This window comes from Propionivibrio soli, assembly GCF_025770765.1.
Taxonomy (GTDB): domain Bacteria; phylum Pseudomonadota; class Gammaproteobacteria; order Burkholderiales; family Rhodocyclaceae; genus Propionivibrio; species Propionivibrio soli.
In genome coordinates this window covers 25,862-49,090 of record NZ_JANZKY010000010.1, presented here as the reverse complement: position 1 = coordinate 49,090, position 23,229 = coordinate 25,862, and the positions used below count along the sequence as shown (strand labels likewise).

At 59.9% G+C, this 23,229-nt stretch carries 24 protein-coding genes and 1 tRNA gene; 16 read left to right on the top strand and 9 right to left on the bottom strand.

Annotated elements, in window-relative coordinates; genetic code table 11:
- Window positions 1-78 precede the first annotated feature (78 nt).
- From araC to NZ453_RS12910, 4 genes are all read left to right on the top strand, one after another.
- Window positions 79-1,029, top strand: a complete 951-nt coding sequence (gene araC / locus NZ453_RS12925; RefSeq protein WP_263771035.1) for an arabinose operon transcriptional regulator AraC — start codon at window positions 79-81, stop codon at window positions 1,027-1,029.
- Between the two features lie 38 nt (window positions 1,030-1,067).
- Window positions 1,068-2,102 carry a galactose-1-epimerase gene (gene galM / locus NZ453_RS12920; protein WP_263771034.1) on the top strand — a complete coding sequence of 345 codons (1,035 nt, stop codon included), beginning with the start codon at window positions 1,068-1,070 and terminating at the stop codon, window positions 2,100-2,102.
- An 89-nt stretch (window positions 2,103-2,191) separates the two neighbouring features.
- Window positions 2,192-3,802: an NAD+ synthase gene (locus NZ453_RS12915; protein WP_263771033.1), complete on the top strand. Its 1,611-nt coding sequence runs from the start codon at window positions 2,192-2,194 to the stop codon at window positions 3,800-3,802.
- 98 nt (window positions 3,803-3,900) lie between these two features.
- Window positions 3,901-4,239, top strand: coding sequence for a P-II family nitrogen regulator (locus tag NZ453_RS12910; RefSeq protein ID WP_263771032.1), 339 nt, complete (start codon window positions 3,901-3,903; stop codon window positions 4,237-4,239).
- A 147-nt stretch (window positions 4,240-4,386) separates the two neighbouring features.
- On the opposite strand, the gene NZ453_RS12905 is transcribed toward NZ453_RS12910, so the two are convergent.
- Together NZ453_RS12905 and trxB are read right to left on the bottom strand one after the other, a co-directional pair.
- Window positions 4,387-4,959: a Smr/MutS family protein gene (locus NZ453_RS12905; RefSeq protein ID WP_263771031.1), complete on the bottom strand. Its 573-nt coding sequence runs from the start codon at window positions 4,957-4,959 to the stop codon at window positions 4,387-4,389.
- Window positions 4,960-5,007: 48 nt separating this feature from the next.
- Window positions 5,008-5,970, bottom strand: coding sequence for a thioredoxin-disulfide reductase (trxB, locus tag NZ453_RS12900; protein ID WP_263771030.1), 963 nt, complete (start codon window positions 5,968-5,970; stop codon window positions 5,008-5,010).
- Window positions 5,971-6,106: 136 nt separating this feature from the next.
- Here trxB and NZ453_RS12895 point away from each other — a divergent pair, with 136 nt between their 5' ends.
- From NZ453_RS12895 to serS, 5 genes are all read left to right on the top strand, one after another.
- Window positions 6,107-6,781, top strand: coding sequence for a Crp/Fnr family transcriptional regulator (locus NZ453_RS12895; protein WP_263771029.1), 675 nt, complete (start codon window positions 6,107-6,109; stop codon window positions 6,779-6,781).
- A gap of 64 nt (window positions 6,782-6,845) precedes the next feature.
- Window positions 6,846-9,185, top strand: coding sequence for a DNA translocase FtsK (locus tag NZ453_RS12890; RefSeq protein ID WP_263771028.1), 2,340 nt, complete (start codon window positions 6,846-6,848; stop codon window positions 9,183-9,185).
- The gene (gene lolA, locus NZ453_RS12885; RefSeq protein WP_263771026.1) at window positions 9,185-9,820 is read left to right on the top strand and encodes an outer membrane lipoprotein periplasmic chaperone LolA; all 636 of its coding nucleotides are present in this window, start codon (window positions 9,185-9,187) and stop codon (window positions 9,818-9,820) included. Before NZ453_RS12890 ends, lolA begins: the two co-directional genes overlap by 1 nt.
- Window positions 9,813-11,135 (top strand): replication-associated recombination protein A, encoded by a 1,323-nt coding sequence (locus NZ453_RS12880; RefSeq protein WP_263771025.1) that lies wholly within the window; start codon window positions 9,813-9,815, stop codon window positions 11,133-11,135. The genes lolA and NZ453_RS12880 overlap by 8 nt, the downstream gene beginning before the upstream one ends.
- 1 nt (window position 11,136) lies before the next feature.
- Entirely contained in the window at window positions 11,137-12,417 is a 1,281-nt protein-coding gene (serS, locus tag NZ453_RS12875; protein WP_263771024.1) for a serine--tRNA ligase, read from the top strand.
- Between the two features lie 99 nt (window positions 12,418-12,516).
- Here serS and mltF read toward each other — a convergent pair whose 3' ends face one another.
- Window positions 12,517-13,923 carry a membrane-bound lytic murein transglycosylase MltF gene (gene mltF, locus NZ453_RS12870; protein WP_263771023.1) on the bottom strand — a complete coding sequence of 469 codons (1,407 nt, stop codon included), beginning with the start codon at window positions 13,921-13,923 and terminating at the stop codon, window positions 12,517-12,519.
- Between the two features lie 34 nt (window positions 13,924-13,957).
- On the opposite strand from mltF, the gene NZ453_RS12865 reads away from it, so the two are divergent.
- The 5 genes from NZ453_RS12865 to NZ453_RS12845 all read left to right on the top strand — a co-directional run bounded on the left by NZ453_RS12865 (window position 13,958) and on the right by NZ453_RS12845 (window position 16,969).
- Window positions 13,958-14,047, top strand: a tRNA-Ser gene (locus NZ453_RS12865).
- 321 nt (window positions 14,048-14,368) lie between these two features.
- Entirely contained in the window at window positions 14,369-14,719 is a 351-nt protein-coding gene (locus NZ453_RS22205) for a YidH family protein (protein ID WP_263771022.1), read from the top strand.
- The gene (locus NZ453_RS12855) at window positions 14,706-15,059 is read left to right on the top strand and encodes a DUF202 domain-containing protein (RefSeq protein WP_263771021.1); all 354 of its coding nucleotides are present in this window, start codon (window positions 14,706-14,708) and stop codon (window positions 15,057-15,059) included. The genes NZ453_RS22205 and NZ453_RS12855 overlap by 14 nt, the downstream gene beginning before the upstream one ends.
- A 251-nt stretch (window positions 15,060-15,310) precedes the next feature.
- Window positions 15,311-15,949 (top strand): DUF47 domain-containing protein, encoded by a 639-nt coding sequence (locus tag NZ453_RS12850; RefSeq protein WP_263771020.1) that lies wholly within the window; start codon window positions 15,311-15,313, stop codon window positions 15,947-15,949.
- A gap of 12 nt (window positions 15,950-15,961) precedes the next feature.
- Window positions 15,962-16,969, top strand: coding sequence for an inorganic phosphate transporter (locus NZ453_RS12845; protein WP_263771019.1), 1,008 nt, complete (start codon window positions 15,962-15,964; stop codon window positions 16,967-16,969).
- Window positions 16,970-17,113: 144 nt separating this feature from the next.
- Here the strand turns inward: NZ453_RS12845 and NZ453_RS12840 are convergent, their stop codons facing one another.
- Window positions 17,114-17,329 carry a YdcH family protein gene (locus NZ453_RS12840; RefSeq protein ID WP_263771018.1) on the bottom strand — a complete coding sequence of 72 codons (216 nt, stop codon included), beginning with the start codon at window positions 17,327-17,329 and terminating at the stop codon, window positions 17,114-17,116.
- 312 nt (window positions 17,330-17,641) lie between these two features.
- Here NZ453_RS12840 and NZ453_RS12835 point away from each other — a divergent pair, with 312 nt between their 5' ends.
- Both NZ453_RS12835 and greB read left to right on the top strand, forming a co-directional pair.
- Window positions 17,642-17,959 (top strand): hypothetical protein, encoded by a 318-nt coding sequence (locus NZ453_RS12835; protein ID WP_263771017.1) that lies wholly within the window; start codon window positions 17,642-17,644, stop codon window positions 17,957-17,959.
- 38 nt (window positions 17,960-17,997) lie between these two features.
- Window positions 17,998-18,561, top strand: a complete 564-nt coding sequence (gene greB, locus NZ453_RS12830; RefSeq protein WP_263771016.1) for a transcription elongation factor GreB — start codon at window positions 17,998-18,000, stop codon at window positions 18,559-18,561.
- Between the two features lie 182 nt (window positions 18,562-18,743).
- Here greB and NZ453_RS12825 read toward each other — a convergent pair whose 3' ends face one another.
- The 5 genes from NZ453_RS12825 to NZ453_RS12805 form a co-directional block, all read right to left on the bottom strand.
- On the bottom strand, window positions 18,744-19,109 hold the full coding sequence (locus NZ453_RS12825) for a VOC family protein (protein ID WP_263771015.1): 366 nt from the start codon (window positions 19,107-19,109) through the stop codon (window positions 18,744-18,746).
- 41 nt (window positions 19,110-19,150) lie between these two features.
- A complete protein-coding gene (locus NZ453_RS12820; protein WP_263771014.1) occupies window positions 19,151-19,996 on the bottom strand; it encodes a helix-turn-helix transcriptional regulator in 846 nt (281 codons plus the stop codon).
- Window positions 19,997-20,009: 13 nt separating this feature from the next.
- Entirely contained in the window at window positions 20,010-20,480 is a 471-nt protein-coding gene (locus tag NZ453_RS12815) for a GNAT family N-acetyltransferase (protein ID WP_263771013.1), read from the bottom strand.
- 117 nt (window positions 20,481-20,597) lie between these two features.
- Window positions 20,598-21,776, bottom strand: coding sequence for an MBL fold metallo-hydrolase (locus NZ453_RS12810; protein ID WP_263771012.1), 1,179 nt, complete (start codon window positions 21,774-21,776; stop codon window positions 20,598-20,600).
- Window positions 21,777-21,828: 52 nt separating this feature from the next.
- Window positions 21,829-23,229 carry a sensor histidine kinase gene (locus tag NZ453_RS12805; protein WP_263771010.1) on the bottom strand — a complete coding sequence of 467 codons (1,401 nt, stop codon included), beginning with the start codon at window positions 23,227-23,229 and terminating at the stop codon, window positions 21,829-21,831.

The following is a 23,229-nucleotide window of genomic DNA, read 5'->3' as shown; positions in this document are numbered from 1 at the left end:
ACCGTGGCCTGCAATGCTCGTGAGCAAGTGTCTGCCTGTTGCAAGTAGGAGTGGCGTCGGGTAATCATGGGAAGAAAAATGCGTCAACACGAGGACGAGCAGCAACAACTCAATCCGCTGCTGCCTGGCTATTCCTTCAATATCTACCTCGTGGCAGGAACGACGCCGATCATCGAGAACGGCCCGCTCGATTTCTTCATCGACCGCAAGAACGGCATGAGCGGATACATCATCAACATGACGGTGAAGGGCCGCGGCAAGGTGTTCGATGGCAACGACGCGTTCTTCTGTAATCCTGGAGACCTGTTGCTATTCCCGCCCGGTGTCTCGCACTTTTATGGCCGTGCGCCCGACAGTCCGGACTGGTATCACCGCTGGGTTTACTTTCGCCCACGGGCTTACTGGAGTCATTGGCTCGACTGGACGAATCAGGTGAAAAAAGTCGGGCGCTTAACCTTGCCTGACAACGCACTGTTCACCGAATTCGAGGAGTTGTTCCAGCAGATCGAACAGACGTACAAGGAGGGGCGCCGCTCGTCGGAAGAGCTGGCCATCAACCTGCTCGAACGCTTGTTGATTCGTTGCTTCGAGGAAACGCCCGAGCACCGCACGACGCCCATCGACGATCGTATTGAACAGGCCTGCCAGTTTCTTTCCCGCAATCTCGCCGAAGACGTGAATCTCGTCGAAATTGCCCGCCACGTTTGCCTTTCGCCTTCGCGTCTGGCGCATCTCTTCCGCGAGCAACTGGGGGTGAGCATCGTCCGCTGGCGCGAGGATCAGCGCATGATTCTCGCCAAGCACCTGCTGCAGAGCACCTGTTCGCCGATTGCCAAGATCGCGAGCCTCGTCGGCTACGACGATCAGATGTACTTTTCCCGTGTTTTCCGCAAGCGCGTGGGAACGAGCCCCACGGATTTCCGTAAGCGCAGCGAGGCGCCCCCCGCCTTTTGCGAAGTCCCGTCCAATATCGGCATCGTGCCTGCGATACTGGGGGAGGCGCAAAGCGCCAAGAAATCACTCGAATAGATCAGTCAACCATTGCAACCACTGTCCTGGAGACCGCGATGAGTAGCACGGCCCCCCTTTGTCCCGACGGACGTCCTGCACGCTTGATCGAGCTCACCCATTCCGATGGAGTGCGCCTTACGACGATGGATTGGGGCGCGACTTGGTTGTCTTGCCGCGTCGCTGTCGGAACAGAGGAACGCGAAGTGCTCCTGGGCTGTTCCCCGCTGGAAGACTTCTTCGTTCAAAAGGCTTTTCTTGGCGCCGCGATCGGCCGGTATGCGAACCGCATCGGGCGGGCGCGAATGGCTTACCACGGGAAGGAGTATGTCCTAACGCCGAACGAGGGGCGTAACCAGTTGCATGGCGGCCCGGGCGGCTTTGATAAGCAACGTTGGCGAGTGCTCGAACAGGGAAGCTCGCACGTTACGTTCGGCATAGAGTCGCCCGATGGCGACCAGGGGTTCCCAGGTAACCTGAAGGCGACGCTAACCTATCGTCTCGATCCCGGCGCGCGTATTGCGCTGGAATACATCGCCACCGTCGATGCGCCGTGTCCGGTCAATTTAACCAACCACGCTTATTTCAACCTTGACGGGGATGCGACCGATATCCGGGAACACAGCCTTTTCATCCGCGGCCGGAAATACCTTCCGATCGGAGAGGACCTGATCCCCGTCGGTCCCTTGGCCGAGGTTGGAGGTACGAGCTTCGACTTCAGCACGCCGAAGGCTATCCGTCGCGATTTTCTGGCTGATGAGCAGCAACGGATTGCGCGCGGCTACGATCATGCCTATCTGCTTGACCCGGAATGCCGCGAAATGGCTGCCGTAGCCGCCACCGCCGTGTCCGCTGACGGGCGTCTGGCGATGGACGTGTATACGACGAAGCCTGCGCTGCAGTTGTACAGCGGCAACTATCTTGCGGGCGTTCCGGGGCGCAGCGGGCCATATGCCGCGCATCAGGGCTTTGCCCTCGAGACGGAGTTCCTGCCTGACAGCCCGAACCATCCCGAGTGGCCGCAACCCGATTGCTGGTTGAAACCGGGTGAGACCTACAAGTACGGGACGGTCCTTGCGTTCCGCACGAAGTAACTGCGTCTGACTTCGCTGCGGGGGGCGGGCCCCGTCCTCGCTTGCAGCGCCGGTTTTGAAGGGCCGCGCGATCGTTTATAGTAGCGGCTATGTCACTGAAGATAGCGATCGCTCAAATCAATGCCACGGTCGGCGAGCTTGCGGGCAATGCGGCTCGTATCGTCGACTTTGCCCAACGCGCCAAAGCCCGTGGGGCGCACCTGCTTCTTACGCCAGAGTTGGCGCTCTGTGGGTATCCACCGGAAGACCTGCTGTTACGCGATGATTTTTACGCCGCGTGCGAGCGGGAACTCGAAGCTCTGGCCAAAGCCGTCGACGGCATCACAATCGTCGTTGGGCACCCGGCAATGCGGGGCGATGAGCGTTTTAACGCCGCGACCGTAATCAGCGGCGGCCAGCGCATCGCCACTTACTTCAAGCAGCGTTTGCCGAACTACGAAGTGTTCGACGAAGAGCGGTACTTCGAATCAGGTGCCGAGCCTTGCGTCGTGTCGGTCGAAGGCGTGCGTTGCGGCATCAACATTTGCGCCGACGTGTGGGAACCGGGGGCGGCGGATATGGCCCGCGAGGCAGGTGCCGAAATCCTGCTGGTGCTCAATGCTTCTCCCTACCACATCGGCAAGCAACAATTGCGGGCCGAAATCCTCAGGGATCGCATCGCCGCGACGAACCTGCCGGTCGTCTATGCCAACCTCGTTGGCGGGCAGGATGAGTTGGTATTCGATGGCGGGTCCTTTGCCCTTGACGCCCACGGCGAAATCCGCTGCCAGTTGCCGAAATTCGATGAGACGCTGGAAATCGTCGAATTCCAAAACGGCGCATTGCGTCCGGGCGTTATGGTCGAGGAGCAGGCGGTCGAGGCCGAGGTGTATCGAGCGCTCGTCGTCGGCGTGCGTGATTACTTGGGTAAGAACGGCTTTCCTGGCGCGATTATCGGCCTCTCTGGTGGTATCGACTCCGCGCTGACGTTGTGCGTGGCGGTGGACGCGTTGGGGCCCGACAAGGTGCGCGCCGTGATGATGCCCTCGCCGTACACTGCCGAAATGAGCCTTGCGGATTCACGCGAGATGATCCGCCTGCTCGGCGTCCGCTACGACGAAATTCCCATCGAACCCGCCATGCGGACGTTTGCCGGTATGCTGGAGAAAGAGTTCGCTGGGCTATCGGCAGATACCACCGAGGAAAACCTTCAGGCGCGTATTCGCGGCATGCTGCTGATGGCGCTATCCAACAAGACGGGATCGCTGGTCCTGACCACCGGCAACAAGTCCGAGATGGCGGTTGGATACTGCACACTTTACGGCGACATGGCCGGCGGCTTTGCGGTGATTAAGGACATCGCGAAAACGTTAGTGTACCGGATCGCGCGCTGGCGCAACTCGGTGTCCTATGCCATTCCGGAACGCATCATCACGCGACCCCCGTCAGCCGAGCTGAAGCCAGGGCAGACCGATCAGGACAGCCTGCCGCCGTACGACGTGCTCGACGCGATCGTTGAGGGGTACATGGAGAAGGACCTGAGTCCGCGGCAGATTATTGCCCAAGGATATGCCGAAGCCGACGTGCGCCGCGTCGTCCGCCTGCTGAAGATCAGCGAGTACAAGCGGCGCCAGGCGCCGGTCGGAATTCGCGTGACGCAACGTGGTTTCGGCAAAGATTGGCGTTATCCGATTACCAACCGTTACCGCGACCCCTACTGAACCGAGCAACATGACACGATCCCGCTCCAGGAAGACTTGGCGCGGCATTTGAAAGGCTTGATCACCTTTTGCGACAGCCTCAATTTGGAGCCATCACAATGAAAAAAATCGAAGCTATCATCAAGCCGTTCAAACTCGACGAAGTTCGGGAAGCGCTTTCCGAAGTCGGTGTTTCCGGCCTGACGGTCACGGAAGTCAAAGGATTTGGCCGCCAAAAAGGTCACACCGAACTCTATCGCGGGGCGGAATACGTGGTCGACTTTCTGCCGAAGGTCAAAATCGAGGTCGTGGTCCCGGAGTCGGCCGTCGAGCCCGCCATCGATGCGATCATCAAGGCAGCGCGTACGGGCAAGATCGGTGACGGCAAGATCTTCGTTATGCCGGTCGATCAGATCGTTCGTATTCGTACTGGAGAGACCGGCGAGGCGGCGGTTTAGCCTTCCCTGCCTGCCTGTTCTTCGCGCCAATGTAAGGGGCGCGGAGACCTGCTTCTTCTCAGACTACTGGGCGCCTCTTGGCGCCCAGTGTTTGTTAATGGGCCATTTGTTTCTGGTTCTGCGCGTGGTTATACGCGATAGGAGTAGTTACCCTTTCGCCGGATTCTTCTTCCCTGTCGGTTGCAGCAGCACCCAAAGTGCGCCTTCGCCGCCGTCGAACGATGGCGCATGGCAGAACGCGATCACATCTTTGCGTCGGGCCAGCCACGCCTTGACGAACTGCCGCAGGATGCCTTCACGGCCCGGCGATCCATAGCCGCGGCCGTGCACAATACGCAGGCAACGTTTGCCGGCGAGCGACGACTCTGCGAGAAAGCGCCACACCTCCTCGTGTGCTTCATGGCGATTGAGTCCGTGGAGGTCAGTATGTCCCTGGATGGACCAGCGTCCGCGGCGCAGATCGCGCAGCACATTACGCGGTACCCCGGGGCGCAAAAACGCATCAACCTCGCCGATGGCCAGAAGGTCGTCGATTTCGAAGGGGCCGTGCAGGGACTCGGTGATTACGGCGGCTTCGTCGAGTTCGCTTTGCCGTGGTCGCGCACTGGGCTTTGGCGGTTCGTGGACGACCTTGGCCGGCGCGCGCAGTGGGATAGCGCCTTCCACTGCAGCGCGAAAGGCGGCTTGTTCTTCCGCCGTCGGTTCGTGCCGTTTTCCCATCGTGCTAGAGAAGTCGTGCACCGCCCGTTCGGGTGGTGCACAGCGTGGTCAGCTATTGACTAAGCCGTCCAGGTAACGCTCGGCGTCAAGAGCGGCCATACAGCCAGATCCTGCCGAGGTGCAAGCCTGACGGTAGATGTGGTCTTGTACGTCACCCGCCGCGAAGACGCCCGGGATCGATGTCGCCGTGGCATTCCCGCGCCGTCCTCCCTCGGTGATGAGGTAGCCGTTCTCCATCTCCAACTGGCCGACGAAAAGATCGGTATTCGGCTTGTGGCCGATGGCGATGAAAACTCCCATCAACGGGATCACTTCGGTAGCGCCATCGTGGACGTTCTTGATCCGGATACCCGTGACGCCACTGGCGTCGCCCAGGACTTCCTCGAGCACCGAATTCCACTTGATCGTCACATTGCCCGAGTTGGCCTTTTCCAGAAGCTTGTCCTGCAGGATCTTCTCGCCGCGGAACTTGTCGCGGCGGTGGACGACGGTGACACGGCGGGCGATGTTCGCCAGGTAGAGTGCTTCTTCCACGGCGGTGTTGCCGCCGCCAATAACCGCGACCGGCTGATTACGATAGAAAAACCCGTCGCACGTGGCGCAAGCGGAGACGCCGCGACCGGAAAACGCCTCTTCCGACGGCAGTCCGAGGTATTGCGCAGACGCGCCGGTGGCGATGATGAGGGCGTCGCAGGTATAGGTTCCGGAGTCCCCGATCAACGTGAAGGGCTTCTCCCGGAGTTTGGCGGTGTGAATCTGATCAAAGACGATTTCCGTTTCGAAACGGCGTGCATGCTCCTCGAAGCGCTGCATCAACTCGGGGCCCTGGACTCCGTTAGGGTCAGCCGGCCAGTTGTCGACATCGGTCGTGGTCATCAATTGTCCGCCTTGGGCGAGGCCGGTAATGAGCAACGGCTTGAGGTTGGCGCGAGCCGCATAAACGGCCGCCGTGTAGCCGGCCGGACCGGAACCAAGGATGATCAAGCGGCTATGGCGTGATGTTTGCGACATTTCTCTTCCTCCTTAGTAGCGACGTTCGATTATAGCGCGAAATTGATTAGTATTTTCTAATATTGGTCCGGAGGCCCGCCATCTGTCTATAATTGCCGAGAACCCGTTGAAGCAAAATCGAAGCCCGAGGGAGACCATGCAAGCGACGCAGATACCGGCACGAGGCAAGACGAGCGAGGCTTTGCTGCAGAACATTCCGCTGTTTGCCGGGCTGACGGAGGCTCAACGCGAACAGATCGCGCGGATGGCTGTCCGCCGCAAGGTACAACGCAATACGACGATTGTGCACGTTGGGGCCAGTACCGACTCGTTGTTCGTTATCGTTCAAGGTAGCGCTAAGGTGCTCAATCGCGACGAAGAGGGCCGCGAAGTCATCCTCACGCTGCTCGGCGCCGGAGAGTGCTTCGGCGAGATGGGTCTGATCGACGGCTCGCCACGTTCGGCGGACGTTGTGGCGACCGAGAACTGTGAACTGCTCGTAATCGCGAAGAGCGACTTCACGCACGCACTCGCCGAGAACTTCGATCTTTGCCTGAACATCATGAAGAGCCTTGTGCTGCGTCTGCGGGAAGCCAACCGAAAGATCGAGAGTCTGGCGCTAATGGATGTCTATGGGCGCGTCGCGAAGCTCCTGCTCGACTTTTCGGAAAAGGAGGGCGCGGTCCGCTGCATCCGGCGCAAAGTGACGAAACAGGACATCGCCAAGATGGTCGGCGCGTCGCGCGAGATGGTCAGCCGGGTGATGAAGGACCTGGAGACCAGCGGATACATTCGAGTCGAGCCGGGGCGTATTGTTCTCAACGAAGCTTGACGCCGCACTGCGCGCCGCCGGTCGCCCGTTATAATCGTCTTTTGTCCGGCTTCTACCGATATTGATGGCTTTGCTGCGCAAGACAACGGGCAGGGGCGGTGGCGCCGCCGCCACCACGGCTCCCAGCCCACTTCCGGAAAAAATCGCGGTTGTACTGCAAGAGTCGCGCTGGCTTGCGTTCATCGTTCTCGCGGCCTTCGTCGGCTTGGCCTTGTGGGGCTACCACCGGGGCGACCCGGGCTGGTCGCACTCGGCGCCGTTCGGCGTCTTGCACAACCCGATGGGGCGCAGTGGCGCCTGGCTCGCCGATCTGCTGCTTTACGTTTTCGGCCTTTCCGCCTGGTGGTGGGTCGTTCTTCTGGTCGCCGTCGTGTGGTGGGGCTACCGCCGTCTGGACGGATTCCGGGCCGCCGACAGGCGCCCGCTCTACATTGCCCTGATCGGCTTCCTTGTTCTGATCATCGCCAGCAGCGCGCTCGAATCGCTCCGTTTCTATTCGCTGAAAGTTCAGCTTCCGATGCTCCCCGGTGGCGTCTTGGGGTTCGAAATCGGCCGCCTTTTCGTGCGTTATCTCGGCTACACCGGTGCGACGCTGGCCTTGCTGGCGGGGCTTGCGCTCGGCTGGAGCGTTTTTTCCGGTATGTCGTGGCTTTCGGCGATGGAGCGTGTTGGCGCCCTGCTCGAAGCCGCGTGGGCTTCCGGTCGCGGCCTGCTTGATCGCTGGCAGGATCGGCGTATCGGGCGCGAGGTGGCTCGTGAGCGCGACGCCGTCGTCGAAGTGGAAAAGAAACGCGTTGAGACGTACGAGCCGATCGTCATTGAACCCCCGGAGCCGCCGCCTCCACCGCCGCCGAAGCTCGAAAAGCGCAAGGAGCGCGAACGACAGGCCCCGCTCTTCCCAGAAGCCGTTGTCGGCGGGTTGTTGCCGCCGCTGCACCTGCTTGAACCGGCGGCTGAGCAAACGGATCAAGTCAGCCCGGAAACACTCGAATACACGTCGCGCCTGATTGAACGCAAACTGGCCGATTTCGGTGTGCAGGTCAAAGTGCTGGCCGCTTATCCCGGCCCGGTGATTACGCGTTACGAGATCGAACCGGCGGTTGGCGTCAAAGGGGCTCAGATCGTCAATCTTGCCAAGGACGTCGCACGTGCGCTGTCGATGGTGTCGATCCGTGTCGTCGAGACCGTTCCCGGCAAGTCGTGTATGGCGCTCGAACTGCCGAATGCCAAGCGCCAGATCGTGCGCCTGTCCGAGATTATCTCCAGCCACGAGTACCACAACATGTCCTCGCCCTTGGCGATGACGCTGGGCAAGGATATCGGTGGGCGCCCTGTGGTCGTCGACCTCGCGAAAATGCCGCACCTGCTCGTCGCCGGTACGACGGGTTCGGGTAAATCGGTCGGTATCAACGCGATGATTCTGTCGCTGCTGTACAAGTCCGAGCCCGATCAGGTGCGGCTGATCCTCGTCGATCCGAAGATGCTTGAACTCTCGATTTATGAAGGCATCCCGCATCTGCTGGCGCCGGTGGTCGTCGACATGAAGCAGGCGGCAAACGCGCTCAATTGGTGCGTCGCGGAAATGGAACGGCGCTACAAGCTGATGTCCGCGATGGGCGTGCGCAACATCGCCGGCCTCAACCACCGCATCAAAGACGCCGAGAAGGCCGGGAACAAGTTGCCGAACCCCCTCTCGCTGACGCCGGAAGCGCCGGAGCCGCTGCTGTGTATGCCGCACATCGTGGTTGTCATCGACGAGCTCGCCGATCTCATGATGGTGGCCGGCAAGAAGGTCGAGCAACTCATCGCGCGGCTCGCGCAGAAAGCGCGTGCGGCCGGCATCCACCTGATCCTTGCCACCCAACGGCCCTCGGTGGACGTCATCACCGGGCTGATCAAGGCGAACATTCCGACGCGCATGTCGTTCCAGGTGTCTTCCAAGATCGACTCGCGGACGATTCTCGACCAGATGGGCGCCGAGGCGCTGCTCGGCCAGGGCGACATGCTGTACCTCGCGCCCGGAACCGGCTACCCGACACGGGTGCACGGCGCGTTTGTTGCCGACGAGGAAGTTCATCACGTCGTCGATTATCTGAAAACGGCGGGAGCGCCGGATTACGTCGAAGGCGTACTTACCGGCGCGGGCTTAGACGACGATGCAGAAGGCGGCAACGGCGGTGGTGACGGGGACGGCGGCGATGCCGAGTCCGACCCGCTGTACGACCAGGCCGTCGAGGTCGTGCTCAAGAACCGCCGGGCCTCGATCTCGCTTGTGCAGCGCCATCTGCGCATTGGCTACAACCGCTCGGCCCGCCTCATCGAGGCGATGGAAAAGGCCGGGCTCGTTTCGGCGATGGACGGTCGCGGCGGCCGCGAAGTCCTCGCGCGTAGGGAAGAAAATTGATGCGAAAGATCCTTTGCCTGGCGGCGTGTCTTCTTGCCGTCCAATCCGCCGTCGCCGGAGCGCTCGACAAGCTCGGCGCTTTCCTCGATGGCACGAAAACTATGCGCGCGAACTTCACCCAGATTGTGGTGGCGAAGAACGGTAAGAAGCCGCAGCAATCGTCAGGCGTCATGATGTTCTCCCGCCCGGGCAAGTTCCGTTGGCAGATCGACAAGCCGTACAACCAACTTCTCGTCGGCGACGGCGAGAAGGTCTGGATCTATGATCCGGACCTGCGTCAAGTGACCGTGAAGAAGGTTGATGCTGCGCTCGGCAGCACGCCGGCGGCATTGCTCGTCGGGGAAGCGAACGGCAAGGACGGCGGTCGCAGTGCGCTTGAGAAGAATTTCACCCTGCGCGAAGCCGGCGAACGCGAGGGGCTCGAATGGCTTGAGGCGACGCCGAAATCGGCCGAGAGCGGCTTTGAGAAACTTCAGCTCGGTTTCGAGGGCAACGAGTTGAAAGCGATGGAACTCTCCGACAATTTTGGGCAGACGACCTCGCTTGCCTTCTCGCGCATCGAACGCAACCCGTCGCTCGCCGCGAGCCTGTTCCGCTTTACGCCGCCGGCCGGCGCCGACGTCATCGGTGAGTGACCTTTTCGCTCAGGACCATCCGGTTCCGCTCGCGGAAGCGTTGCGGCCGGCCACACTCGACGAAGTCATCGGGCAGCAGCACTTGCTTGGGCCTGGTAAGCCGTTGCGGCTTGCCTTCGAGGCGCGCACGCTGCACTCGCTGATTCTCTGGGGACCGCCCGGTGTCGGAAAAACGACGCTGGCGCGCTTGATGGCTGACGCCTTCGATGCCGAGTTCATCGCCTTGTCGGCGGTTTTCTCGGGCGTGAAGGACATCCGCGAAGCGGTGTCCCGTGCGGAAATTACCCGTGCCCAAAATGGCCGACGGACGATCCTGTTCGTCGATGAAGTTCACCGTTTCAACAAGGCGCAGCAGGATGCCTTCCTCCCGTACGTCGAAGGCGGGTTGCTGACCTTCGTCGGCGCCACGACCGAAAACCCGTCGTTCGAGGTGAACTCGGCGCTGCTTTCACGCGCCTCGGTCTATGTGCTTAACCCGCTGTCCGCCGAGGAAATGGGACAATTGTTCGAACGCGCGTGCGCGAAGGCTTTGCAAGGTTTTGCGTTCGACGACGAAGCGCGGGCGCGCTTGATCGGCCAAGCCGACGGCGATGCGCGGCGACTGATTAACTTGCTTGAGCAGACGCGGACGGCAGCCGCCACGGCGGGGCGTGCCCACATTGACGGTGCGTTCATCGACAATACGTTGGCGCAAAGTCTGCGGCGTTTCGACAAGGGCGGCGAGGCGTTCTACGATCAGATTTCCGCTTTGCATAAATCGGTACGCGGTTCGAACCCGGACGCGGCGCTCTATTGGCTTTGCCGCATGCTCGACGGCGGCACCGACCCGCGGTACCTGGCGCGGCGTATCGTGCGCATGGCGTGGGAAGACATTGGCCTGGCCGATCCGCGTGCGGCGCAAGTCGCCATGGCGGCTGCGGAAACCTACGAGCGGCTCGGATCGCCCGAGGGAGAGCTCGCTCTGGCGGAAGCCGTGATCTATATGGCGATGGCGGCAAAATCGAACGCGGCGTACGTCGCGTATAATGCGGCGCGTGATTTCGTCGCCCGTGACGGTTCTCGGCCGGTGCCGCTGCATTTGCGCAATGCCCCGACCCGCCTGATGAAGGAACTCGACTACGGCAAGAACTACCGCTACGCGCATGACGAAGCCGATGGTTATGCGGCCGGCGAGAACTACTTTCCCGAAGGTATGCCGTCCGTCGACTGGTACCGGCCTGTCGATCGCGGACTAGAAATTAAAATCGGCGAGAAACTCGCTCACCTGCGCGCGCTCGACCGCCAGGCAAAGAATTCAAAAGACCCAAAGGACTGACATGCTCGATATCCAATTGCTGCGCAACAACATCGACGCCGTCGCGGCACGCCTCGCTACACGCGGCTACACGCTCGACACCGCGACATTCCAGAAACTTGAGGCCGAGCGCAAGACGCTACAGACCCGCACTCAAGACCTGCAGGCGAGCCGCAACAGCCTTTCGAAGCAGATCGGCTTGCTCAAGGGCAAAGGAGAGGACGCCTCGACAGTAATGGCGGAGGTCGCGGCGCTCAAGCAGGAACTGGATTCGAATGAAGTGCGTCTCGGCGAGCTGCTCAAGGAATTTGACGCCTTCGTGGCTACGATCCCGAACGTGCCGCAGGAGAGCGTGCCGGCCGGCAATTCCGAGGCAGACAATGTTGAAATCCACCGTTGGGGAACGCCGCGCAATTTCGACTTCACGGTCAAAGACCACGTAGATCTTGGCGAAGGGCTCGGGCAACTGGATTTTGGCGCGGCCGCGAAAATCTCTGGGGCGCGTTTCTCGCTGATGAGAGGCCAGTTGGCCCGCCTGCACCGTGCCATTGCGCAGTTCATGCTCGACGTGCACACGCAGGAGCATGGTTACACCGAAATTTACGCCCCTTATCTTGTCAATTCAGCCAGCATGTTTGGTACAGGGCAGTTGCCGAAGTTTGAGGCAGACCTCTTTAAGATTCTGCGACCCGAGGCCGAACCGTTGTACCTGATTCCGACGGCCGAAGTTCCGGTGACGAATATCGTCCGCGATGAGATTCTTGCCGGCGATGCATTGCCTCTGAAACTTGTCTGCCATACGCCGTGTTTTCGTTCCGAGGCGGGGTCGTACGGTAAGGACACGCGCGGCATGATTCGTCAGCACCAGTTCGACAAGGTTGAACTCGTGCAGGTCGTGGCCGCCGAGAAATCCAACGAGGCGCACGAGCAGCTTACGCGCCACGCTGAGGTTATTCTGGAGAAACTCGAATTGCCGTATCGCCGGGTTGTGCTATGCACGGCCGACATGGGATTCTCGTCGGCCAAGACGTACGACCTTGAAGTGTGGCTGCCGGGGCAGAACGCTTATCGCGAAATTTCGTCGTGCTCGAATTTCGAGGCTTTCCAGTCCCGCCGCATGCAAGCGCGTTGCCGCAATGAGAAGGGAAAGACCGAACTCGTCCACACCCTGAACGGATCGGGACTCGCTGTTGGACGTACGCTCGTTGCGGTTATGGAAAATGGGCAGAATGCCGACGGCAGTATCACCATCCCGGCGGCATTACGTTCTTACCTCGGTGGGCAAGAGCGTATCTCGGCGTAACGCCCACCACGGCCTCGGGGAGGCGAGCGTAGAGAGGGTCGTGAGCTGTCGTGTCGACACACCGTATGCCGCGGCAAGGGTCAGCCCTCGCTCCTTTGCTCAGCCTTCTCCGGCCTCCAACCGTTGCGCCGGTTTTGCCTCAGGTGCAGCGAACCCGTCGAACGGGCGGTATGGCTTCTCATAGCGGTACAGGATGTCCGTATAAACCCGGATGTTCTCCACCATGATGACGGCCTCGCCACCGCGCCCCTTTCCGGATTTTAGCCGGCTGTAGTAACGCGGTTGTGCGAGCAACGGCAACACCTTCTTCATCTCGTACCAGGAATCGGGGTCCGCTTGCAGGGTCGTGGCGATATAGCGCCCGGCATTCAGATGTCCCATGCCCAAATTGTAAGCGGCGAGCGCCAACCACAGGCGGTCGGGTTCGGAGACACTCCGCGGCAACGCGTCACGCAAATCGCTCAAGTACTCGGCACCGGCGCGAATACTCTGTTCAGGATCAAGACGATTGCGGACGCCGAGCCGATCGGCTGTCTCGTCGGTCAGCATCATCATTCCGCGTACGCCGGTCGGGCTGGTGGCCAGCGGGTTCCACTGCGATTCCTGGTAAGCGAGTGCGGCGAGGATGCGCCAGTCGATGCCGGTGCTTGCCTCGGCCGCCTGGAATAGCGGTCGGTAGCGGGGGAGGATCGTGCGCATGCGCTCAAGGAAGCGCAATGTCTCAGCTTGTGCCAGGCGATCGATATGGCCGAAATACCGGTCTTTGAGTCGGTCGAGTTCGCCGCTCCGCTCGATGCGTTCCAGAAAGGCGTTGGCGCGGTGAATCAGTTCGGGGTCCACTCCCGGCGCGAAGAGCCACACTATTGGCCGGGGCGGTCCTTCAGTCGGCACGCCTTGGAGTTCAGGATAGAGATAGCTGCCTAGGCCGAACGCCGTGTCATTAACCAGTACGGCGTCATGGTCCATTGTTGCGACGCCATGCATCAGGTCGAGATCGTTGTGCTGATTGCCACGCGGGACCGATAGACCAAGGAAAGGCTCGCGGTACGGTGTTCCTTGAGCTCCTCTTCTTGGAGCGATGGAACTGGTTTTCGCTATCGCCTTGGCCGTGCGCGGAGCTGCGCTGTGTTTGCCTGGGTTCTGCCCCGTGCCATTGGTGACAAGGATGTCGTGGCTGTAGAAGTATGGGACGCTGCTGCGTATGTCGGGGTCATCGCTCGGTGTTTGCCACGCAGCGGCAATGTGCGCTTCGCCCTTGCGCAGCCGGCTCAGGATGTCGTCATCGGAGTTGGCGACAACCACGCGGTGTTTCAATCCGAGTTCGTCGGCCAGTCGGTGAGTTAGTTCTTCGTCGAAACCGCTAAGCCCCTTTTTCTCGTTGCCCGGCGATACCGTCGAGCTCCCGCGGGTCAGGACCACGAACTCTTTCGTCTTTCCCAGCGGCTGCCGAACGTCGTCACCGCATCCGGAAAATAAAGCGACAAGAATGAGTAGGATCAGGCGCATCTACGGGCGAGTCGTGCTAGAATCCTGCCCCGACGGAGAGGTGGCAGAGTGGTCGAATGTACCTGACTCGAAATCAGGCGATGTCTTACGGCATCCGAGGGTTCGAATCCCTCCCTCTCCGCCAGTAATATAGGAAGCCATTGTGGATCAATGGCTTTTTTTACATCTGCATTTCCTGCGTGCTATGGCGTGTCCCCCTGTGTTGTGTCCGTAGAATTCTTTGCGGTGCGGCGATTCTAGAATACCCGCACAGGAATGTCAGGATACAGTCAAGCGATTAGGAAAGATGCTGTTCGTATCCCGTAGAGCATTCATGACTGCGGATGGCTGGGGCGACTTGCAGTCCTGTGACCGCTTCTGGAGACCAGTCCCGTAACATTGCAGGGGCCTGGATACGTTTCCGTGGAGTCCTGCGTCGGTCGCTCAAGAAAGAGGAAACTGACCTGTGGATCTTTCAAAAATAGGACAAGCGCCCGATTACCGGTTTTCATTGGCCAACGAGCGAACTTACTTGGCCTGGATTCGAACTTCGCTGGCCTTTCTGGCTGGGGGCGTCGCGCTCGATCAGCTGTCTCTAAACAGCCCTAGTAGCACCCTTTGGGCCGTTCTGGCGCTCTTTCTGTGCCTCGTTTCTGCCTTGCTTGCCATATATGGGTATAAACGATGGCGTAGTAACGAAGAGGCCATGCGATTGAACCGGGACCTGTCCTATACGGGCGCGCAAGGTCTCCTCGCGTTTGCCATGGTGGTTTTTGTTCTTGCAATCATGTGGTGCCTTTTCGGTGGAAAGCCTTAGCGAACGGCGCCGTCTTGCCGATGGCGGGCTTCAGCCGGAACGTACGTCGTTGGCTTGGTTCAGAACGGTGCTCGCCTTTTGTTCCCTGGCAGCGTTCTCGTTGAGGACTCACCACGGTGAACTCGACCTTGGCCTTTGCCTGGCAATGGCCATTGCCGTGGGGAGCATAGCTATCCTTTATGCAAGCGCACGTCGGCGTGGTTTGCAGGATGTCACTCTCATCGCTTCCCAGGTGACCGCATCTGGTCGCCTCAAGGGCGCGCTTTCATTTGCAGTTTTAGGATTGATTGCCCTTTGCGCTTTCCCCATCGCCATGCGTTTGCTCGAAAGGTTTTTTTAGGTTGCGGCTGTTTTTCTGCGGCGAGAAGAGAAGTAACGGGGGCTTGTTAGTGCAGCAAATTTTCCCAGTGTCGAGGTGCAAGGAATAGTCTTCGCGCGTCTCGAAAGAGGAAGCCAAACCATGGGCTACCGGGCAGCGGATGGCTTCGGCGCTTAAAGTACAGGCGTTCCCTTTTTGTTCCGCCACCGCCGTGGTGGGACGCTCAGGTGATAAAATGCGCGCCGTTGTCACATTCCTGAAAAAACGAGCTTATGTTTGCGCGCTTTATGCCCCAGGAGGGCAAGTTCTTCGATCTTTTCAACTCGCATGCTGAACAGGTCGTGCTCGGCAGCGAAGCGTTGGTCCAACTGCTTGCGGCATTAGGTCAATCCGACGAAGCGACGACTCGGCAGTGCGAAATCATTGACGCGATCGAGAACCGTGCGGATGGAATTACGCACGAAACCATGCGGCAACTGCACAAGTCGTTTATCACTCCCCTTGACCGGGAAGAAATCCACCAGCTGATCACCCGGCTCGACGATATCCTCGACCTGATCCAGGACGTCGCCCATACCGTTGCCCTGTACGACATCAAACAAACAACGGCCGAGGCAGTCAATCTCGGAGAACTGTGTCGCTCAAGTTGCGAACGCGTCAAAGCAGCGGTTGCGCTGTTGCCGTCGATGGACAATGGTGCGCAGATTTTGAAGATTTGCCATGAGATCGACCAACTCGAGTCCGCCGCGGACCGCGAGATGCGCGGCGCGATGTCGCGTCTGTTCAGGGAAGAGCCAGACGTCCGTCAATTGATCAAATTCAAGGCGATCTACGAGCTGCTCGAAACGGTGACTGATCGATGCGAGGATGTGGCAAACATCATCGAAGGCATCGTCCTCGAAAATTCCTGATCGGACGCCCTGATGGAATCAGCTAGCATCAGCCTGGGCGTCGTCATCCTGCTCGTCGCCATGGCGCTTGTGTTCGATTTCATGAACGGGTTCCACGATGCGGCGAATGCGATAGCAACCGTCGTCTCAACCCGAGTTATGAAGCCGCACACCGCCGTAGCAATGGCGGCTTTGTGCAACGTCGCGGCCATTTTCGTATTCGAGCTGAAGGTCGCCGCGACCGTCGGCAAAGGAACGCTGCATCCGGACGTGATTGACTATTACGTGGTCTTCGGGGCGCTGGTCGGGGCGATCGCATGGAACGTGATCACCTGGTATTACGGTATTCCGTCGTCCTCCTCGCACGCGCTCATCGGAGGCCTGATCGGCTCCGCGCTGGTCAAGGCCGGCCCGAGCTCGCTGGTGTATTCGGGAGTGATCAAGGTCGTTGCCTTCATCGTTATTTCGCCGCTGCTTGGCATGGTGCTTGGCACGGCGATGATGATCGCGATGTCCTGGGTCTTTCGTAACAGCACGCCACGTCGGGTAGACGGCTGGTCGCGGCGGCTACAGCTCATCTCCGCCTCGGCCTATGCGCTCGGCCACGGCGGCAATGACGCGCAGAAAACGATCGGGATTATCTGGATGTTATTGATCTCGGCTGGGATCATGCACCCGGGCGAGCACGTCCCTGCTTGGGTCGTCATCTCCTGTTATTCGTCCATTGGCTTGGGAACGGTGTTCGGCGGCTGGCGGATCATCAAGTTGATGGGACAGAAGATCACCAAGCTGCGTCCGATAGGTGGCTTTTGCGCGCAGACGGGAGGCGCAGCAACGCTCTTCTTCGCCACGGCGCTCGGGATTCCGGTGTCGACCACGCATACGATTACCGGTGCCATCGTCGGCGTTGGCGCAACCAAGAGGATGTCCGCGGTGCGCTGGGGTATTGCGGGGACGATTGTCTGGGCTTGGGTCTTGACCATACCCGGAAGCGCAGTCATCGCCGCGCTGGCGTGGTACTTCGCGCGCCTCGTTATGTGACTATGTGACGTAACGGAAGCCGGCGGCTGAATTCCTCTCAGCCGCGAAAAGAAATAACGGATTCGCCATCCGTGCTTCGCAAAGCACAGTGGCTGCACCATTCTCCGAGGGCCACGCTTGGAGCAGCGCGGCCCTGGGCCAAGCTTAGGCTGGTATGTCGGGAACCAGCATCTTCTCGAGTTGGTAAATCTTGTCCTTGATCAGAAGCTTTCTTTTCTTCAGACGGTGGATCAGCAATTGATCCTGGTCGGGCAGCGGCGTACTTGCGAGATGGTCGATGATCAGATTGAGGTCGCGGTGCTCCACCTGAAGCTCGTTCAAGGTGGCGCGGGCGTGAATCACTTCATCTTCGGTCAGCATCTTTCGGTTTCCCGTTAATTGGTTTGGCTAACGTCCTGCCGCGGTGTCCCCCTGTGGCACGTCGTGGGGACGACGAATCCGACACACCGCGTTATCGACGACGGAGCTGCACAGGGATGACCCCGATCGCAACGCCGCATGTCCCGAGTTATGGTAGGCGTGCTGCCTGAAAAACACAACGAGCGAAAGCGAGGTTCTTGGTGCTTCCAAAGCTTCTCGCGGGCCGCGTTTGAGGGCCGTGATCGCGAAGCGGATTTACGCATAGAATGGCGAATCCGGCACCCGTTATTCGGCTCGTAGAAGGAGAGAAACATGCTCTACCACGTTGTCGTTTCGTTCGGCAAAAGAGAATACAAATTCGAGTTTGCGGATACCGAACTCGCGGATAGTTCGGTTGAAGAGGCACGCCGTTGGTTCGACAAGGAGTACGCCGAACTGCAGTGCGAGCCGAGCAGCCCGGTCGGAAAAGTGCTGATCATCGACAAGATTCTTGATGTTGCCCGCTGCGGCGGCGAGCAGCGTTTCATTGACGGAAAGACCTGGACGACTCAGTTTGCGCGTTATACCGCGCTGGTTCTTGGTCGCGATACGGTACGCGTTGATGTCGAAGCCGGGACCATCGGCTACTGAGCCCCGGCTTCCCAAATGCCATTGCACGCTGGGTGACCATGAACAAGGCTTTTACACGCGAAACGGAAGACGACGAGGACGAAGGGGCCGAAGCGGCGCCGAGCTTGCCGCAGGGGACGCGCAACTACATCACGCCCGGTGGATACGGGCGCATCAAGGCTGAGCTCGATCATCTGCTGCGCGTGGAGCGCCCGCATATCGTGGAGGTGGTCCATTGGGCGGCTTCGAATGGCGACCGTTCCGAGAATGGTGACTACCTCTACGGAAAGAAGCGGTTGCGCGAAATCGATCGGCGAATCCGTTTCCTCACCAAGCGCCTGGACTTGGCTGAGGTAGTAGACCCGGCGGCGCGCCAGGAAAACTGCGATCAGGTATTTTTCGGCGCGACGGTGACCGTCTGCGACGAGTCCGGCGACGAACAGATGTATCAAATTGTCGGTGTCGACGAGACCGATTTTTCACGGGGGCGAATCAGCTGGATCTCGCCGTTGGCACGCGCTCTGATTCGCTCGCGAGAGGGCGATCAGGTGCGCTTCCAAAGCCCAGCCGGCTGGCGCGAAATTGAAGTCATTGGCGTCGAATATATCGCGATCGAACCTTAAGGCTCGTTACGTCGGTTGAGCGCGAGCCTCAAGAAGCGAATCAGTAAGGGCGTCAAGCCGCTACCAATCTCAATTGTCATGCCGCGCCCGGCCGGTGCGTGGACCAAACACCACACGCAGCACCGATGCGGGACCTGAGGGAAACTCCAACGTACCGCACGGTGTTGCCCTTCGATCACAGATTACACATAGCAAACGGCTTCCACGTTGTTGCCATCCGGATCGATCAGGAACGCGGCGTAGTAGTTGGGCGCGTAATCCGTGCGCAGACCGGGGGCGCCGTTGTCGTGCCCTCCAGATTTGAGCCCCTGCTTGTGAAATGCGTCGACGGCTGCCCGGCTCGCGGCTTGGAAGGCGACGTGCGTGGACGAGATCGGTTCGTCGGCCGGCGCTGCGTAGAGCCAGAGTGCGGGCGCATTCTTGGGGCCGAACCCGGCGCCTGACGTGTCGTGCGAACAGAGTTCGTACTTAAGACCAGCGAGGGCCGCCGTGTAGAAGCGGACACTGGCGTCCAAATCCTTCGTTTTGATACCGATATGGTCGAACATCGTCGTTTCCTTTCGTCATCGGGTTGAAGACGAAAGCGATGCTAACGAAGCGCTGTGCCAGCTTCTTGGAGAATCTTGCGGTTTCCGCGCGCGGCGCAGCGAAAGCGAAGCGGACTTAATCCGCTTCCGCGGTGGAATGTCCGGACGAAGTTGGAGAGATCGACGAAACCCACATCGGCCGCGATATCCGTGATCGGGGCGTCGCTGTCGACCAATAGACGGGCAGCATGCCGCAGACGGCATCGCAAAAGGTATTGGTGGGGAGTGACACCGAGCGCCTCGCGGAACAGCCTAAGGAAGTGGAATGGGCTCAGGCCTGTCTGCTCGGCGGCGGAAGCCAAGTCGATCGGCTGCACCGCATTGGATTCGATCCAGTCGGCGGCAAGGACAGCGCGTCGGCGGTCTCGCGCGTTACCTCGGCTGATGCCCGTTTTACGCCCGGAAACCAGATCGACGAACCTCTTCGCGAGCAAGAGGCCGATTTCGTCGAGCCCCAGATCGCTTCGGCCGTCGGCGGCGGCTTGGGCGAGTTCCCCGAGAATGGCTAGCGGTGGCAGCGGTGGAAGGCTACCTGTGTGCCAAGCGTTGGATTCGAGGTCCGCAGCGGCAATGAGTTCGGGACTCAGATGAAACGACAGGCACTCGTCGCCTCCATCATGGTGATCGTGTGTGCACCAGTATTCGTCGCCCGGGTGCCCGACGAGAATCGAGCCAGGAACCAGGTCGAACGATTTACCCTGGGCGTGGCAACCGAAACTGCCGCGCCGGACGTAGGAAACCGAATGATCACCGTGGACCTCGATGTACGGTTTATCGTTCGAGGTTGCCGTACAACGGTAGTCAACGGCGGTGATTGAGCCCTCATGGAGGATGGCAATCGAGGGCATTGTCTTCGCGTTCTTAAGAAGGCGCGAAGGTGACCTCCGCCGGGGAGATGACCTTTTCGTAAGTGTGTTGCGTTTTCTTGAAGCGGAAACCTATCTTGCGATAGAACGGGTGCGATTCCTCGCGCGCCACGTTCGACCGCACATGCAGGGAGGCGAAGCCGGCTTCGCGTGCCCAATGTTCAGCGGCGTGCACGAGAGCCTGCCCGACGCCCGTACGCCGCGCTGCGGTGGCGACAACCAAGCCGGTCAGTTCTGCTTTCTCACCGGATTCGAGGGAAAGCCGGCGCTCGGCCGCCACCCAACCAAGCACTTCGCGATCACCGGCCACGGCGACTGCGACGAAATAATTGGGCGAACTCAGAAGGCGCTGCAGCCGCTCTCGCACATGCTCGATTGTCGCGGGATAACCAAGCTGAAGAGAAAGACCGGAGATTTGCACAGCGTCTTGCATTTCGGGGGGAACGATTTGAAACGGCGAATCCATGACGATTACTCTGAAGAACGTGGTGATGGGCGGAAGTCAACCAGATTAACCCTCCCCTGGCCCTCGATCAACCGCGCCGTGGCCATTCTGCAACGGCGATGATAGGTCACGCGGTATTCATGGCACATCGATGCGGCGGCTTTCACCGTGCTTGAGCAGCCAAAATCGCTCTGGTGCCACTTGGTGATTCTGCAAGGCAGCGGCAAGATCCCTCGGCGGCTGATCGAATGCTTCCTGCGTCAGTTCGAAGGTGCCCCAATGCACTCCAAGTGCTTGCCGGGCGTCCAGATCGAGCATGATCTGGACGGCTTCGTCGGGATTGACGTGCTGCGGTCGCATGAAGTCGCGCGGCAGGTAGGCGCCAATCGGTACGGCAAGGAAATCGGTGCGCCCTAGGCGGCGCCTGATTTCCTCGAAGATAGGCGAGTATCCGGTATCGCCCGTGTAGACGAAGCGCCAGACAGGGGCGCTGTCCGACCGCTTCCACTCGATCGCGAAGCCGCCCCACAGGGTCTTGTTGGCGTCGAATAGCGTGCGCTTGCTCCAGTGCTGCGCAGGGACGAGAGTGATCTTGAGTGGGAGAGCGCTGAGCATATCCCACCAGTCGAGTTCGGAAATATTGGAGATGCTTTGGTCCTCGAACCACGCCTTAAGTCCCAGCGGCACAATCCACTGCGGTTTGAAGCGCTCGGCGAGGGCGAGGACGGTACCGCGGTCCAAGTGATCGTAATGATTGTGGGAGATGAGAACGACGTCGATCGGAGGCAGCTCGGCGACCGAAAGCGGCGCCGGTACCCGACGCTTTGATGCCAGCCAGGAGATCGGTCCTGCGTAAGGCCCAAGGTGCGGATCGATCAGAATATTCTTGCCGCCGACCTGGAGCAGCATGCCCGCATGGCCGAGCCATGTGACGACGGGGCGCTCGTGCCGCTCTCCGATGAGCTGGCGATCAACGTCGGCTCGCCACGTTGTATTGAACGCCGAATAGCCACCTTCAGGTTCTCTCGCGGGCTCGAAGTCCCCTCGCATTCGACGATACAGCACCTCGTACCAAGGTGTCCTTGCCGCCGTCCGGTCGCTGCCCGGATTGGCGAAGCCGTCAGGGCGATGGTGCGACTTCAGAGGATCGAAGTAGGTATTTTGGGTGGCGCACCCAGCCAGCGCGAAGAATGCGAACAGGGCGAGAAACCGGCGGAGACGTTTTGCTTTGGGCATGGCGATCGAGGATAAGGCGTGATTGCGCAGGCCGCGGTCTTGGTGGAAAACGTGCGGTTCGCCGACCTTCCCGCTGCTCATTTGGAGAAGACCCGACTAAACCCATACGGTTCCTGGCCCGGTGGACAGAGATTTAGCTCCGTGCGGCCGCGAACGTCACGATTACGTCGAGACCAACCATGCCTTCCCCATGATCACGGTTGGCGAGCTCGATCTGCCCGTCGAGCGAGGTGACGATTTCTCGTGAGATGGCGAGACCCAGGCCGCTCCCTTGCGTTGAAAAACTGGACGAGAACGGTTCGAACACTTGACCCAGTTGTTCAGCCGGCAAACCGCCTCCGGTGTCCCAGACGAGCAGCCGGACGCTGCCGCCATGGCCCCGAATGTCGATTCCAAGTTTTTGCCCTTCAGGCGTATGCCGGATGGCATTGCTCAGTAAGTTACGGATGAGTTCGCCCACCAGCCACGCGTCGCCGTGGATGAGGCTGTCGTCATGGTCGATCTCGAAGTCGAGGTTCTTGTCGGCGATGAGTGGCGATAGCTCCAATACTGCCTCGCGCGCCAGGTTTCCGAGATGGCAGCGATCGGTCATGCCTTGGCTGCGGCGCTGTTCGATCTTGGCCAGCAGCAGCATCTGATTGGCGAGATTGATGGTTCGTTCGACGGTCCCGGATATCTCGTTTAACACCTCGTCGCTCGGGGCATCGCCGCGAAGGCCCGACTGCAATTGCGTCTTCAGTACGGCGAGTGGTGTGCGCAACTGGTGCGAAGCATTGGCAATGAAACGTTTTTGCTGGTTGATCAGCAGCGATAGGCGCTCCATCAGCTTGTTCATGGCATGGGTGACGGTGCGTAATTCAAGCAAATTGGTGCGCAGCGTCAGCTCCGACAGGTCGCTTGCCGAGCGCCGATCGAGCTCATGGCGCAGTTGATTCAGCGGCTTGAGTGCTCGCGTGACAGAGACATAAACGGCGAGGCAGATGACGAGGATCAGTATGCCCTGCCGGAAGAGGGTGTTACGCAGAATGTCGCGGGCGGAATCTTCGCGAATCTTCATCGGCTCGGCAACCTGAATGATGACGGTGCCGGAATCGTCGTTGGAGAACACGGGCTGGAAGAGCACCGCGACACGGATAGGTTCGCCGCGGAAGACGTCTTCATAAAACTGAACGATCGCCGGATACGCGGCGTTCTTCGGCAGAGAACCGTGAAAGGGAGGCAAGTCCTCGTCCCCGGAAACCAATTCGCCGTTGGAATTGCTGACGCGATAGAAATACCGGCCCGACTGGTCGGCCTCGTAAACCTCGAAGAGTGCGAGGGGCAACGACAGCCGGTAGCTGCCGTTCTCGAAACGCACGGAATCGCCGACGGAGTGCGTGGTTGCGAGCAAAGTACGGTCGTAGGCTACGTTGACAGAGTGCAACGCGCTTTCGTAGAGGAAGTACGTATCGGCGATGAGAATGGCGAAAATCGGTACGATGATCCAGGCCAGCACATAGCTGCGCACTGAAAACCGCCGCCACGGGATAGGCAC